Below are 12,408 nucleotides of genomic sequence, written 5' to 3'. Positions count from 1 at the left end.
TCGCCGGGGCGGCGGGGACCCAGAATGGCCGGGTGACCGACTCCGCTCCCGTCCCTCCGCGCCGCCCGGGCCCCGTGCGCCTCGTCGGCCGCACCGTCGTGCTCGAGCCTCTCGGCGAGGAGCACCTCGACGGCCTGCACGCCGCGATCGCGCGCCCCGAGGTCTTCGCCGGCGGCTACGGAGGAGGAGCAGCGGGACTGGAGCCCGATCCGGTCGCCTTCCGCGCGTTCCTCCTCCGCTACTACCCGTGGGAGGGGCTGCCGTGCGCCGTCCTCGTCGACGGGCGGGTGGTCGGGGCGACGGCGCTCGCCGACTTCGACGAGACGCGCGAGGCGGCGCATCTCGGCTGGACCGCCTACGCGCCCGAGGTGTGGGGCACCGCGGTGAACCCCGAGACGAAGCGGCTGCTGCTCGGTCTCGCGTTCGACAGCGGCTACTCGCGGGTGAAGCTGCAGGCCGACGCGGTGAACGCGCGGTCGCGAGCCGCGATCCTCCGCCTGGGCGCGACGTTCGAGGGGGTGCTGCGGCACGACCAGAGGCGGGCCGACGGATCGTGGCGCGACACGGCCGTGCACTCGATCCTCCGCGAGGAGTGGCCGGCGGTGCGCGACGGCCTCGACCGGCGCCTCGAGGCGCTCCGATAGCAACGGCGGGCCCGCTCCCGCAACTCCTGCCCCCCGATCCGGGACAGGAGTAGGAAGAGAGCATGGAACGGATCCACTACGCGGGCAGCTCGGTGCTGACCGGCAGCGCCATCGCGCGGTCGCTGGTGCACTACGCCGAGGCGCTCGCGCTGCGGAGGGGATCCGCGGCGGTCGAGATCCCTGTCCGGCGCGAGGACGGCGGGCTCGGCACTGCCGCGCTGCTCATCGGCCCGGCGAGCCAGCTCCTCAGCGAGCCGGAGGAGAGCGACGGCGAGGAGATCGTGGACGAGGAGCTCGTCGCGCGGATGATGCGCGAGGCGGGGCGGCTGGGCGTCTCGCACCCCGTCGCCGAGCCGGCGGACGCCGAGAGCGCGCTGCACCTGCCCGACCTGGACTTCACCGGGTTCGACGACGACGAGGTCCGCTGAGGTGGCCGCACGAGGACGTCTCGGTAGGATCGGCTCCTGCCGCGAGTACCGGAGCGGGAGCGCTGCCCCGGCGTCACCCGGCCCCCGCCGAGCATCGCGGCCCGAACGGAGAGTGCCCTGATGGGCCGACTGATCTACGACTCCACTCTGGAGGCCGACTTCGACGACCGCCTGCTGGCGCACCTGCAGATCGTCATCGGCTCGAAGCTGTCGCGCAACGAGTCCTTCTACTTCTCGTGGAAGGACTCTCAGGCGGTCGGCGACGGGCGCACCTCGATCTGGCTGCACCCCGCGATCCCGCTGCGCTTCAAGTACCACGGGGGCCGCGCGCCCTCGATCAACCCCGACTGGATCCGTCAGCTGCTGGCTGATTCGCACACCGCACACGGTCTGCGCATCAGCGAGGAACCGCACGGGAGCAGTCGCCCGAGCGAGGAGCCCCTCCTGTGAAGCGTGTCGAGATCATCTACGGCGGATCGCCGTACAGCCTGACCGATACGAGCGCCGCGGAGGTGCGCGCCGATGTGGAGCGGGCGCTCGACGGCGAGGCGTCGCGCTGGCTGATCGTGAATCAGGGCGAGGGTGAGCCGCGCAAGACGGCGATCCTGATCACTCCGGGAGTCGCGTTCTCGGTCGCGGACGTCGCGCTCTGAGCGGTCGCCCTCGCTGATCGAGTAGGCCGCGGCGCGGCCGTATCGAGCGGAGAGGGCGCCTTCGGTGCCAGCGCGGGGCGCGGAAGAGACTGATCTTCTGGGAGACGTGGGTCTCGATACGCCCCTTCGGGGCTACTCGACCAGCAAGAGCTTCTGCTGATCGAGTAGGGCGCGCAGCGGCCGTATCGAGATCCGCGGTGTCTCGGAGGGGGTGGCTCAGGGGCGCAGCAGGGGCGGGAACTCGGCGGGGATCTCGCGCGCCAGGTAGCCGGCCGCGCCGATCCGCTCGGTGAGGCGGGAGTCGGCCTCGGTGTGCAGGTGCACCGCCCAGGCCGCCGCGCCGGCGCCGTCGAGACCTCGCGCGCGAAGTCCCGCGGTCGCGCCGGCGAGCACGTCGCCGCTCCCGGCCGTCGCGAGGCCCGGGTGCTCGCCCTCGGCGTGCACGAGCACGCCGTCCGGGCTCGCGACGACGTTGAACAGGCTCACGACCGCCTCGTAGCGGCGCGCGATCGCGACAGCGGCCGTCTCGACGTCCTCGACGTGCGCCCCGAGCAGCCGCTCGGCCTCGGCGGTGTTCGGAGTCATCAGGAGCCGTCCCGCGAGCGAGCGGGCGACCCGCTTCTGGCCCGGCAGGACGCCGAGCGGGAACGCGTCCAGGTGCACGGCGGGCACGTCCCGCAGCAGCGGAGCGAGGGCCCGCAGCGTGGCGGCCGTCGCCTTCGGATCGTCCAGGCCGGGGCCCACCAGCGCGACGTCGGCCGAGGCGAGCTCGCCCTCGAGCGCCTCGAGACCGCGGCCGGTGATCGACCCGGTGCGCGACTCCTGCAGCGGGACGACGCCGCACTCGGGGAGCGCCACCGCCGTGGCGGAGGCGACGGACTCGGCGACGCAGAGCGTCATGCGGCCCGCGCCGACCCGCAGCGCCGAGATCCCCGCGAGCAGGGCGGCGCCGGGGGTCTTCCTCGCGCCGCCGACCACGACCACGTCTCCGCGGGCGTGCTTGGATCCTCCTGGCTCGGGCAGCGGCCAGCGCCCCTCGAGCAGTGCGCGATCGATGACCTCACTCATGCGGGTCTCCCTCTCCTTCGTCGCGGTCGTCGTGCCGGGTGACCGGCGCGCCGGTCCGCTCCAGGTGCTCGGTGCTGGAGAAGCGCTCGACGCTCCAGCCGTCGTCGCCTCGGATCAGGCGAGTCACCGACGCGTTGGCCACGGGGGTGGAGGCGCCGATGTCGAGGAGCTCGCGCTCGGACAGCCCCTCGCAGACGTAGCGGGTGATGAGCACGACGGCGTCGTGGCAGAACAGCACCGCGGGCCCGGTCGGCGCGGCGGCGTCGAGGTGGTCGAGGAACGAGCGCATCCGGAGCGCCAGGTCGGTCCAGGACTCGCCGCCCGGCGGCCGGTAGTAGAACTTGCCGTGCCACTCCCTCCGCGCCGCCTCGTCGGGGTAGCGGGCGCGGAACCCGGCGGTGGTCAGCCGGTCGGCGATGCCGAGGTCGCGGTCGCGGAGGCGCTCGTCGATCCGGAGCGGCAGGTCGAGGCCGGCCTCGGCGAGGGCCAGGTGCGCGGTCGACGACGCGCGGACGAAGGGCGAGCTCCAGGCCGAGACAGGGGCCGCCTCGCCGCCGAGCCAGCGTCCGAGCGCGTGGGCCTGCTCCTGCCCGGCCGCGGACAGCTCGACGTCGGCGTCGCGCCGGTCGACCGCGATCTCGAGAGCCCCCTCGGCCTCGGCCGCGCTGGCGGCGACGTTCGCGACGCTCTCGCCGTGGCGCACCAGGAGGAGCTCGGTCGGTCCGGTCGTGCGCGCAGGAGCCATGCCATCAGCATCCGCTCGGCACCCCCGGAGGGGTAGGGGTTTGCGAGCGGGGAGGAGCGCGCGCTACGGGGCCCTCGACTCCTCCCGGCGCGCGGACGAGACTGGGGGGACGACCTGAGGAGACCCATGATCCCGACGCTGTCCTCGCGCGCCATGTTCGTCATCGGCCTCGTCGCCGTGGCGCTGCGCGTCCTGCTGATCGACATCGCGCCGTTCGTGTGGGGGCCGTACCAGGGCTCGTCGCCGACGCTGGCGCTGCTGCTCCAGGTCCTCTCGATCACCGCCGGAGTCGCATCGGGCGTCGGCTACGCGTTCCTCGCGGGCGCCTTCGTCGTGCGGCACCTGGAGGTGCGCGAGGAGGCGGAGCGGCGCCGCTCCGTGCACTTCGTGGGGCGGTCGGCGGCGAAGGAGTAGGCGCTCAGGCGCTCTCCTCGGCCGACACCGCGGTGATCACGGCCGCGAGCGTCTCGGGGTTCCCGAGGATCCGGAAGTGTCCGCCGGTCTCGATCCGCACGTTCACCGCGCCCTCGAGCATGCTGCCCTCGGGGATGTGCGGGTCGAAGACGCCGAAGACCGAGGTGATGCGCGCGTTCGCTCCCGCCCGGCTGGCCAGCAGCAGCGTCGTCGCGTCGCGCGGCGAGAACGAGCGGAGGCTCTTCAGCACGAGGTAGGGCGCGTAGCGCGAGCCGCCGAACGGGGTCGAGACCGCGACCATGCGGTCGACCCGGCCGTCGGGGTCGAGCTCGGTCATGACGTACTTGCCGATCAGGCCGCCCTTGCTGTGGGCGACGATCACCACGTCGCGCAGGTCGTGGCGCTCGAGGTAGGCGGCGACGTCCTCGGCGGTGCGGGCGACCGGGCGGCCGTTGCGGCCGAGGTCGTCGAGCACGTGCAGCGGATGACCGCGCCGGTGCAGCGGATCGATGATCGGGCGGAGGAAGGACCACGTCTCCCAGATGCCGGGCAGCACGAGCACGGGCCGGCGGTCGCCGTCGAGGTAGTCGTCGGGCGCGCGCCGCGACACGAAGCCGCGCACCTGCCAGGCCACGGCGTAGGCGTAGTCCTGGATCCACCAGAGGCCGTCGCGGACGTTGCGGTTCATCGCGCGGCCTCGACGACGGGGATCTCGGCGGTCGTCTCGCCGCGAGCCGCGGTGGGCGTCCCGATCGCAGCGGCGAAGCGCTCCAGCTCGCGAGCCAGCTCCTCGGGCTCGGTGCGCGGGACCACGTGGCGGGAGCGACCGAGCTCGATCACCCGGGCGTCCGAGCAGGCATCGGCGAGCCGCGTGCACCAGTCGCGCGTCCCGATCGGGTCGTCGTGGCCGCGGACGATCAGCACCGGCTGCGCGAGCACGGCCGCCCGCTCGACGATCGGGTGGTGCAGCATCTCGGGGAGCTGCCGCAGGTACCAGCCGATGCCTCCGCGCAGGTAGTCGCCGAGGACCAGAGCGTCGACTCCGATCGGCTCGCCGAGGCAGTCGCGGGCGAGCGCGAGGCCCTGCCGGACGGCTCCGGGGCGCTGCGGGTCGACGACGGGGCCGATGAGGACGACGCCCTCCACGACGTCGGGGACGAGCGCGGCCAGCTCGACGGCGACCTGCGTGCCCATGGAGTGGCCGACGGCGATCGCGCGGGTGACGCCGCGATCCTCCAGCACCCGGGCGACGAACCTCGCGTGGTCGGCGATGCCGACGCGCCGCCTCGGCGGGCGGTTGGCCCCGAATCCCGCGAGGTCGACGGCGACCACGCGGCCGTGCCGCCGGAGCGGAGCGACCAGGCGCGAGAAGGTGCGGTGCGACATCCCGATGCCGTGCAGGAGCACGAAGGTGCGGGGCGCGTCGAGCGGACCGACGGCGTAGGAGCGCAGCTGCACGCCGTCGACCTCGTGGTGGACGGCGGGATCGCGGTGTGGCATGCGTCCCAGGCTAGGCAGCCGCCGGATGCGGCGCGCGGGGATGCGCGGGGGCGGTGGGCTGGGCTAGGGGAGGGCGGGGGCCTCGTGCCGGCACCTCGGCCACGGGCGCGTCGCCGCGCTCGAGGGCGGGCTGTCAAGCCGCCGCGGCACCCGAGGAGCACTGCCTAGCCTCGGAGCACGGCGGCGCCTGCCGCCAGGGGAGGACATCGACATGCGGATCGCGATCGTCGGAGCGACGGGCAACCTGGGGACGGCGCTGCTGCGGCGGCTCGAGCGGGAGGAGTCGGTGGAGGTCGTCGGGATCGCGCGCCGAGCGCCCCGGCCCGACTCCTCCGAGTACCGGGGAGCGACGTGGAAGGAGATCGACGTCGCGTCGAGTGCGGCGCCGCGGCTCCTGCGCGAGGCGTTCGAGGGGGTCGACGCGGTCGTGCACCTCGCGTGGGCGATCCAGCCCAGCCACGACCCGGCGTTCCAGCGGCTCGTCGATGTCGGAGGCACCGCGAAGGTGCTCGAGGCGGCCGCCGCGAGCGGGGTCGGGCAGGTGGCGGTCGCCTCCTCCGTCGGCGCCTACAGTGCGGCGCCGAAGTCGGAGCGGGTCGACGAGAGCTGGCCGACCGGTGGGCTGCACACGTCGACGTACAGCGTGCACAAGGCGGCGAACGAGCGGGCGCTCGACGTGTTCGAGGCGGAGCATCCGGAGATCGTCGTCACGCGGCTGCGGCCGGGCATCGTGTTCCAGAAGGCGGCGGCGACCGAGATCGCCGGGCTCTTCGCGGGGCCGCGCTACCCGACGCGGTGGCTCGGAGCGGTCCGGCCGCCGGTGCTGCCGCTGCCGCGCACCATGATCTTCCAGGCGGTGCACGCGGACGACGTCGCCGACGCCTTCTGGCGGGCGATCGATCGCCGGGCCGGCGGCGCGTTCAACATCGCGGCCGAGCCGGTGCTCACGCCGCAGCGGATCGCGGACCTGGTCGGCGCACGATGGATCCCGGCGCCGACCGGCCTGATCCGCTCGCTCGTCACCGCCACCTGGCACCTGCGGCTCCAGCGCACGGACGCGGGGTGGATCGACATCGCGACGAACGTGCCGGTGATGTCGACCCAGCGGGCTCGCGAGGTGCTCGGCTGGGAACCGACGCGGACGGCCGAGGACGCGTTCCGCGAACTGCTGTCCGGACTCGCCGACCGCACGACGAAGGCGGGATCGCCGCCGCTGCGGGGCTGACGGGAACACGGAAGGGCGGCGGATCCGAGGATCCGCCGCCCTTCTCGTGTGAGGGGGAGAGGCTACGCCTGTCCGTTCTCCTGCACCGCGTGCTTGGCCTCGCGGGCCGAGTCCTTGACGTCCTCGGTCGCGGACGTGCCGGCGTCCTTGACGTTCGCCGCGGCGTCGGTCGCGGTCTCCTTGACGGACGCGAAGGCCTGCTGCGCGGGCTCCTGGAGCTCGCTCGCCGCCTCCTTCGCCGCGTCGGTGACCTTGTCGACGACCGGCTGAGCCGAGTCCTTGACCTTCGACGCCGCCTGCTTCTCGGCGCTCGACGCCGGGATGAGGGAGGCGACGAGCAGGCCCGCGCCGAGCGCGATCAGACCGACCGCGAGCGGGTTGCCCTCGGCCTTGCCCTTGACCGAGCCGGCGGCGCCCTTGACGGAGTCGCCCGCTCCGGAGACCGAGCCCGAGACCGAGTCGGTCGCGTCGTGCACGCTGCCCATCACCCGGTCGCGGACCGAGCCGACGGCGTTCTTGACCTTGTCGGTCTGGCGCTGAGCGATGGCGTGCGGGCTGACCTTCTCGGCCAGCGCGTCCACATCCGTGCCCAGCTCGCCGCGGGTGCGCTCGATGTCGGCGCGGATCTCGTCCGCGGTCTTGTTCTGTGCTGCGTCGTACGTCATCGTCCTGCCCCGTTCGGCTTGAGTGATTCGGGAATCTTCTTGAGGGAGTCGACCGTCTCGGGTGCGCCCTCCACCTGCTTGAGGCTCTTGCGCCCGACGGAGTAGAGGATCGCGGCGATGACGCCCCAGATCACGGCGACGACGACGGCCGACCAGCCGTTGTCGATCAGGTGACCCAGGCCCCACCAGAGGGCGATCGAGAGGAACAGCACGGCCATCAGCGCGGCGTAGCCGGCGCCTCCGAGCAGTCCTGCACCCTTGCCCGCCTTGCCGGCGGACTCCTTGATCTCGGCCTTGGCGAGCGCCATCTCCTGGCGGATCAGCGTGGAGAGGTCGCGGGACACCTCGCCGAGCAGCTCGCCCAGCGATGTGGTCGCGGCGCGTTCGTCGGGGGTCGGCTCGCCGAACCCGGCGCGATGCGCTCCGGTGGAGTCGGTCATGGCCGGCTCCCGCCCGGGAAGGTGTCGTAGCCCGTCGAGGTCGGCGGCGTGCTCAGCGGGTCGGCGACCGGCACGGTGGGCAGGTGGTCGCGCTCGAGCGAGCTGCTGCCGGTGGTGCCCGTGTAGGTGTCGTCGACGAAGGGGCTGTCGACGTACGCGGTGTCGACGCTGGACGCGGCGGGGGCGCTGTACTCGGGGCCCGAGGTGGAGGCGGTGGCCTCCTTCTCGTCCTTGGCCTCGGCGGTGAGCGCGCGGAGGAGGCGTCCGCCGACGAGGCCGGTGGCCGCGGCGATCAGGATGAACGCACCCGGACGGCGGCGGGCGAAGGACTTGACGTCCTCGAGCAGTTCGGCGGGCTCGCGGTCCTCGAGCCACGACGCCACGCCCTGGGCGCGGTCGGCGAGCTGCGAGACGAGGTTCGTGGCGGCGTTGCTCCCGCCCTCGCCCTTGGCGAGTGAGGTGAGGTCGTCGCTGAAGGCGCGGACGCCCTTGGCGGCGTTGTCCTTCTGGGCGTGCGCCTGCTCGGTCAGCTGGCCGCGGCTCTGGTCGAGGAGGTCCTTGACCTGCACCTTGGCCTCGTGGGCGACGTTCGCCGCCTCCTGCTTGCCGGTGGAGAGCACGTCACCGGCGGCCTGCTTGGCGTCTCCGGCGACGGAGCCGGCCTGCTCCTTCGCGGTGCCGACGGCCTCCTTCGCGGTGTCGACCGCGCCGGAGGTCCCGGAGGCGCCGGAAGTGCCGGTGGTCCCGGTGGTCGTCGTGGTGTCGTAGCTCGCCTCGGTCGCGCCGTAGTTGGCCGCGCCGTTGCCGAACGGAGGTGAATCGGGATCGATGGTGGACATCGTCAGTCCCTTCCAGGATCGAGTCGGGGGAATAGGTGTGCGTGCCGACGGGGCCGCTCCGAGGGGATCGGTGCGCCGGCAGTGGCCAGTCTGGGCAGCGCTCCCAGGAAGCGGGAAGGGCGTAGCGCTCGGGCGGCGGACAGGTCTACCATCGCGCCCCCGCGACGCCCGGATGGGGCGCGACGACGACGGCCGTCGAGCGCCTCGGAGCACACTGCGGAGTCGCCGGGAAAGCGCTCTCAGTTCATCGGTCCCGCGGAGGGAGCACTCCGCAGTCAAGCCCCTTCTGACCCGCGGACAGGGCTGCCTGCGGTCGAGAGGACACGGGGTCGCACCCGCCCGTATCTGTGAGGAAAGGGAACCACCAGCATGTTCTTCCACAAGCAGGAATTGCAGTTCACGTCGTCGCCCTCCAAGCCCGACGCGGTCTTCGCGAGGAGGTTCCAGGAGGTCCTCGGCGGGCAGTACGGAGAGATCTCCGTCGCCATGCAGTACGGCTTCCAGGCGTGGAACTCGCACGAGCCCGGCAAGTACCGCGACTTGCTGTTCGGCATCGGTGCCGAGGAGTTCGGCCACGTGGAGATGATCGCGGTGATGATCGCCCAGCTGCTCGAGAAGGCTCCGATCGAGCAGTCCGAGGACGCGATGAAGAAGGACCCGGTCCTCGCCGCGGTCATCGGAGGCACCGACATCCAGCACGCGATCGTCGCCGGCGCCGGCGCCCGCCCCGTCGACAGCATGGGCAACCCCTGGCAGGGCTCCTACATCACCGCCAGCGGCAACCTGCTCGCCGACTTCACCGCCAACGCGAACGCCGAGATGCAGGGCCGCCTCCAGGTGGCGCGGCTCTACCACATGACCGACGACCACGGCGTGCGCGACCTCATGTCGTTCCTCCTGGCGCGCGACACCATGCACCAGAACCAGTGGGTGGCGGCCGCCGCCGAGCTGCGCGCGGAGGGCAAGGAGGACCTGCCGGTGCCCTCGAACTTCCCGCTCGCGAACGAGGAGCGCTCGGTCTCGTACCAGTACCTCAACTTCTCGGACGGGCAGGCCGCCAAGGAGGGCACGTGGGCCTCGGGCCCCACCCCCGACGGCAAGGGCGAGTTCAGCTACCACGACGGGCCGACCACCAGCGCCCCGATGCCGCCGGCCACCCAGCCGGACCCGCGCTTCTACGGCACCGACCCCAAGCCCAACATCGTCGAGAAGGTCACCGGAGCGGTCAAGGACGCGGTGAGCAAGAAGTGACCGGGCGACGGATCCTCGGTGCGCTCGGCGCCTCGGCCCTGATGGTCGGCCTGCTGGCCGGCTGCACGGGCGACGCGCAGACGCCGAACCAGTCGGGCAGCGCGGTGCCGACCAGCGCCGACGTCGGATCGACGCAGACGCCCACGAATCCGCCGTCGGACACTCCGGCGTCCGAGACGGCGACTCCCGCGACCTGAGGGGCGGAGCTTGGCCCTCCCCGGGCCGGGACGCAACCCCCTGCCCCTGTTCAGGTGGTAGCGAGCTTCGATGCCTAACGTCGTGCTCAACGATCAGTGAAGGAGGCACCACCTATGGGGCTCGATGACAAGATCAAGAACGCCGCTCAGGACATCGCCGGCAAGGCGAAGGAAGCCGTCGGCGACCACAAGAACGACCAGGACCTGAAGGCCGAAGGCCAGAAGGACCAGGCTGCCGCCTCGACCAAGAAGGTCGGCGAGGACGTCAAGGACGTCTTCAAGTAGGCAGTCGCTCACGTCGGCGGCGCTCCCCTCGCGGGGGCGCCGCCTTCGTGCGTCAACCAGCCTCGCTGGTCGAGTAGCCACGCAGCGGCGTATCGAGATCCACGTCCGCCGGGAGTTCCGGAGTCCGTGGATCTCGATACGCCCTCTGCGAGGGCTACTCGATCAGCAAGGGGTGAGCGGGCCGTCCGGGTAGCCCGATGACGGCGGTCGGGCGCCTGTACCTGCTGGTCGAGTAGCCGCGCAGCGGCGTATCGAGACCCGCGTCCGCCGAGAGCCCCGTGTCCGCCAGAGCCCTACGGCTGCAGGACGACCTTGATGCAGCCGTCCTCCTTCTTCTGGAACGTCTCGTAGAGGCCCGGCGCGTCCTCGAGCGGCGCGTGGTGCGTGACGAGGTCCATGACGCCCAGCGGGTCGCTCGGATCCTCGACCAGCGGCAGCAGCTCGTCGATCCAGCGCTTCACGTTGCACTGGCCCATCTTGAGCGTGACCTGCTTGTCGAACATCGACTTCAGCGGCAGCGGATCCGCCTCGCCGCCGTACACGCCGCTGAGCGACACGGTGCCGCCGCGGCGCACCAGCTCGAGTCCGCCCTGGATCGCCGCGAGCCGGTCCACTCCGACCGTGTCCATCGCCTTCCGCGCGAGCGGATCGGGCAGCAGGCCGGCCATCGACTGCGCGAGCGAGCCGACCGGCGAGCCGTGCGCCTCCATGCCGACCGCGTCGACGACGGAGTCCGGGCCGCGCCCCTCGGTCAGGTCGCGCAGCTCGGCGACCACGTCGTCCGTGAGGTCGAACACCTCGACGCCGTGACGCGCCGCCATGGCGCGGCGCTCGGCGACCGGGTCGATCGCGAGGACCCGGAAGCCCTTGTGCACGCCGATGCGGGCGGCGAACTGACCGACCGGGCCGAGCCCGTAGACGGCCAGCGTGCCTCCCTCCGGCACCTGCGCGTAGTCGACGCCCTGCCAGGCGGTCGGCACGATGTCGCTGAGGAAGAGGTAGCGGTCGTCGGGCAGGTCGGTGCCGACCTTGACGGTGTTGTAGTCGGCGAGCGGCACGCGGAGGAACTCCGCCTGGCCGCCGGGGACCTGGCCGTACATCTTCGTGTAGCCGAAGAGCGCGGCGCCCGACTGGTACTCGGTGACCTGCGTCGTCTCGCACTGCGACTGCAGTCCGCGGCGGCACATGAAGCACTCGCCGCAGGCGATGTTGAAGGGGACGACGACGCGGTCGCCGACCGACAGCGAGGTCACTCCGGCGCCCACCTCCTCGACGACGCCCATCGGCTCGTGGCCGAGGATGTCGCCCTTGTCGAGGTACGGCCCGAGGAGGCGGTAGAGGTGCAGGTCCGATCCGCAGATCGCGGTCGAGGTGATGCGGACGATCGCGTCCGTGGGCTGCTGGATGCGGGGGTCGGGGACGGTCTCGACCGAGACCTTCTCGATGCCCTGCCACGTGAGTGCGCGCATGCTTGCTCCGTTCTGACCGGCGCTCGCCGGTCGTGCCCCTCCAGGCCACACCGAGCGGGGAGGGGGTGTCAGGGGGTTGACGCCTCAGCGCCCGGATCGTCGGCGGATACTCGGCCTGCCGGGGATCCTCGGGCCGCGGGCAGCGCGCACTGGAAGGACGTGCATCCGGCGTTCACCTGGCACACGGGCGACGAGTGGTGTGATGGGGGGATGGAAGCTCTCTACACCGCTATCGCCCACGCCTCCGGTGGAGGACGCGACGGCCACGTCCGCACCGAGGACGACCGCCTCGACCTCGACACCCGCCCGCCCCAGGAGCTCGGCGGCTCCGGGGACGGCACCAACCCCGAGCAGCTGTTCGCGGCCGGGTACTCCGCCTGCTTCCTCGGCGCCGTGCACGGCGCCGGCCGGGAGCTGAAGATCGACACGACCGACGCGGCCGTGTCGGCGAGCGTCTCGATCGGCAAGAACGACGACGGCGGATTCGGCCTCGCGGTCGAGCTCGACATCCACGTTCCGAACGCCAGCCCGGAGCAGGCGCAGCAGGTCGCCGAGAAGGCGCACACGCTGTGCCCGTACTCGAAC

General features: G+C 72.4%; 18 protein-coding genes. 10 read left to right on the top strand and 8 right to left on the bottom strand.

What is annotated here, in order from left to right:
- Positions 1-32: 32 nt before the first annotated feature.
- The 4 genes from ASF46_RS16745 (at position 33) to ASF46_RS16730 (ending at position 1,725) form a co-directional block, all read left to right on the top strand.
- Positions 33-644, top strand: coding sequence for a GNAT family N-acetyltransferase (locus ASF46_RS16745; protein WP_056868701.1), 612 nt, complete (start codon positions 33-35; stop codon positions 642-644).
- A 62-nt stretch (positions 645-706) separates the two neighbouring features.
- Positions 707-1,072, top strand: a complete 366-nt coding sequence (locus ASF46_RS16740; protein WP_056868700.1) for a hypothetical protein — start codon at positions 707-709, stop codon at positions 1,070-1,072.
- Positions 1,073-1,192: 120 nt separating this feature from the next.
- Entirely contained in the window at positions 1,193-1,522 is a 330-nt protein-coding gene (locus ASF46_RS16735) for a hypothetical protein (RefSeq protein WP_056868699.1), read from the top strand.
- On the top strand, positions 1,519-1,725 hold the full coding sequence (locus ASF46_RS16730) for a hypothetical protein (RefSeq protein ID WP_055794225.1): 207 nt from the start codon (positions 1,519-1,521) through the stop codon (positions 1,723-1,725). The genes ASF46_RS16735 and ASF46_RS16730 overlap by 4 nt, the downstream gene beginning before the upstream one ends.
- Positions 1,726-1,941: 216 nt before the next feature.
- Here ASF46_RS16730 and ASF46_RS16725 read toward each other — a convergent pair whose 3' ends face one another.
- On the bottom strand, positions 1,942-2,793 hold the full coding sequence (locus tag ASF46_RS16725; RefSeq protein WP_056868698.1) for an ADP-dependent NAD(P)H-hydrate dehydratase: 852 nt from the start codon (positions 2,791-2,793) through the stop codon (positions 1,942-1,944).
- The gene (locus tag ASF46_RS16720) at positions 2,786-3,538 is read right to left on the bottom strand and encodes a histidine phosphatase family protein (protein ID WP_056868697.1); all 753 of its coding nucleotides are present in this window, start codon (positions 3,536-3,538) and stop codon (positions 2,786-2,788) included. Before ASF46_RS16720 ends, ASF46_RS16725 begins: the two co-directional genes overlap by 8 nt.
- A gap of 126 nt (positions 3,539-3,664) precedes the next feature.
- Here ASF46_RS16720 and ASF46_RS16715 point away from each other — a divergent pair, with 126 nt between their 5' ends.
- A complete protein-coding gene (locus ASF46_RS16715; RefSeq protein WP_056868696.1) occupies positions 3,665-3,952 on the top strand; it encodes a hypothetical protein in 288 nt (95 codons plus the stop codon).
- 4 nt (positions 3,953-3,956) lie between these two features.
- On the opposite strand, the gene ASF46_RS16710 is transcribed toward ASF46_RS16715, so the two are convergent.
- A complete protein-coding gene (locus ASF46_RS16710) occupies positions 3,957-4,640 on the bottom strand; it encodes an esterase/lipase family protein (protein ID WP_056868695.1) in 684 nt (227 codons plus the stop codon).
- Positions 4,637-5,452: an alpha/beta fold hydrolase gene (locus ASF46_RS16705; RefSeq protein WP_056868694.1), complete on the bottom strand. Its 816-nt coding sequence runs from the start codon at positions 5,450-5,452 to the stop codon at positions 4,637-4,639. Before ASF46_RS16705 ends, ASF46_RS16710 begins: the two co-directional genes overlap by 4 nt.
- A gap of 211 nt (positions 5,453-5,663) precedes the next feature.
- Here ASF46_RS16705 and ASF46_RS16700 point away from each other — a divergent pair, with 211 nt between their 5' ends.
- A complete protein-coding gene (locus ASF46_RS16700; protein ID WP_056868693.1) occupies positions 5,664-6,677 on the top strand; it encodes an NAD-dependent epimerase/dehydratase family protein in 1,014 nt (337 codons plus the stop codon).
- Positions 6,678-6,739: 62 nt separating this feature from the next.
- On the opposite strand, the gene ASF46_RS16695 is transcribed toward ASF46_RS16700, so the two are convergent.
- Genes ASF46_RS16695 through ASF46_RS16685 form a run of 3 tightly spaced genes read right to left on the bottom strand, consistent with a single transcriptional unit; the run spans position 6,740 to position 8,621 of the window.
- On the bottom strand, positions 6,740-7,342 hold the full coding sequence (locus tag ASF46_RS16695; protein WP_056868692.1) for a DUF3618 domain-containing protein: 603 nt from the start codon (positions 7,340-7,342) through the stop codon (positions 6,740-6,742).
- Entirely contained in the window at positions 7,339-7,782 is a 444-nt protein-coding gene (locus ASF46_RS16690) for a phage holin family protein (protein ID WP_056868691.1), read from the bottom strand. Before ASF46_RS16690 ends, ASF46_RS16695 begins: the two co-directional genes overlap by 4 nt.
- A complete protein-coding gene (locus ASF46_RS16685; protein WP_056868690.1) occupies positions 7,779-8,621 on the bottom strand; it encodes a hypothetical protein in 843 nt (280 codons plus the stop codon). The genes ASF46_RS16690 and ASF46_RS16685 overlap by 4 nt, the downstream gene beginning before the upstream one ends.
- A gap of 369 nt (positions 8,622-8,990) precedes the next feature.
- Between ASF46_RS16685 and ASF46_RS16680 the strand changes: the two genes are divergently transcribed.
- The 3 genes from ASF46_RS16680 (at position 8,991) to ASF46_RS16670 (ending at position 10,354) form a co-directional block, all read left to right on the top strand.
- The gene (locus ASF46_RS16680; RefSeq protein WP_056868689.1) at positions 8,991-9,872 is read left to right on the top strand and encodes a manganese catalase family protein; all 882 of its coding nucleotides are present in this window, start codon (positions 8,991-8,993) and stop codon (positions 9,870-9,872) included.
- Positions 9,869-10,069, top strand: coding sequence for a hypothetical protein (locus ASF46_RS16675; RefSeq protein ID WP_056868688.1), 201 nt, complete (start codon positions 9,869-9,871; stop codon positions 10,067-10,069). Before ASF46_RS16680 ends, ASF46_RS16675 begins: the two co-directional genes overlap by 4 nt.
- Before the next feature lie 114 nt (positions 10,070-10,183).
- Positions 10,184-10,354 (top strand): CsbD family protein, encoded by a 171-nt coding sequence (locus ASF46_RS16670; protein ID WP_055794249.1) that lies wholly within the window; start codon positions 10,184-10,186, stop codon positions 10,352-10,354.
- A 293-nt stretch (positions 10,355-10,647) separates the two neighbouring features.
- Here the strand turns inward: ASF46_RS16670 and ASF46_RS16665 are convergent, their stop codons facing one another.
- On the bottom strand, positions 10,648-11,823 hold the full coding sequence (locus ASF46_RS16665) for a zinc-dependent alcohol dehydrogenase (RefSeq protein WP_056868687.1): 1,176 nt from the start codon (positions 11,821-11,823) through the stop codon (positions 10,648-10,650).
- Positions 11,824-12,033: 210 nt separating this feature from the next.
- Between ASF46_RS16665 and ASF46_RS16660 the strand changes: the two genes are divergently transcribed.
- Positions 12,034-12,408 (top strand): organic hydroperoxide resistance protein (locus tag ASF46_RS16660; protein ID WP_056868686.1); only part of this gene is annotated, 375 nt, incomplete at its 3' end.

The organism is Rathayibacter sp. Leaf296, from assembly GCF_001423045.1.
Lineage (GTDB): Bacteria > Actinomycetota > Actinomycetes > Actinomycetales > Microbacteriaceae > Rathayibacter > Rathayibacter caricis.
The sequence above is the reverse complement of the archived record's forward strand: the minus strand, read 5'-3'. Positions and strand labels throughout refer to the sequence as shown.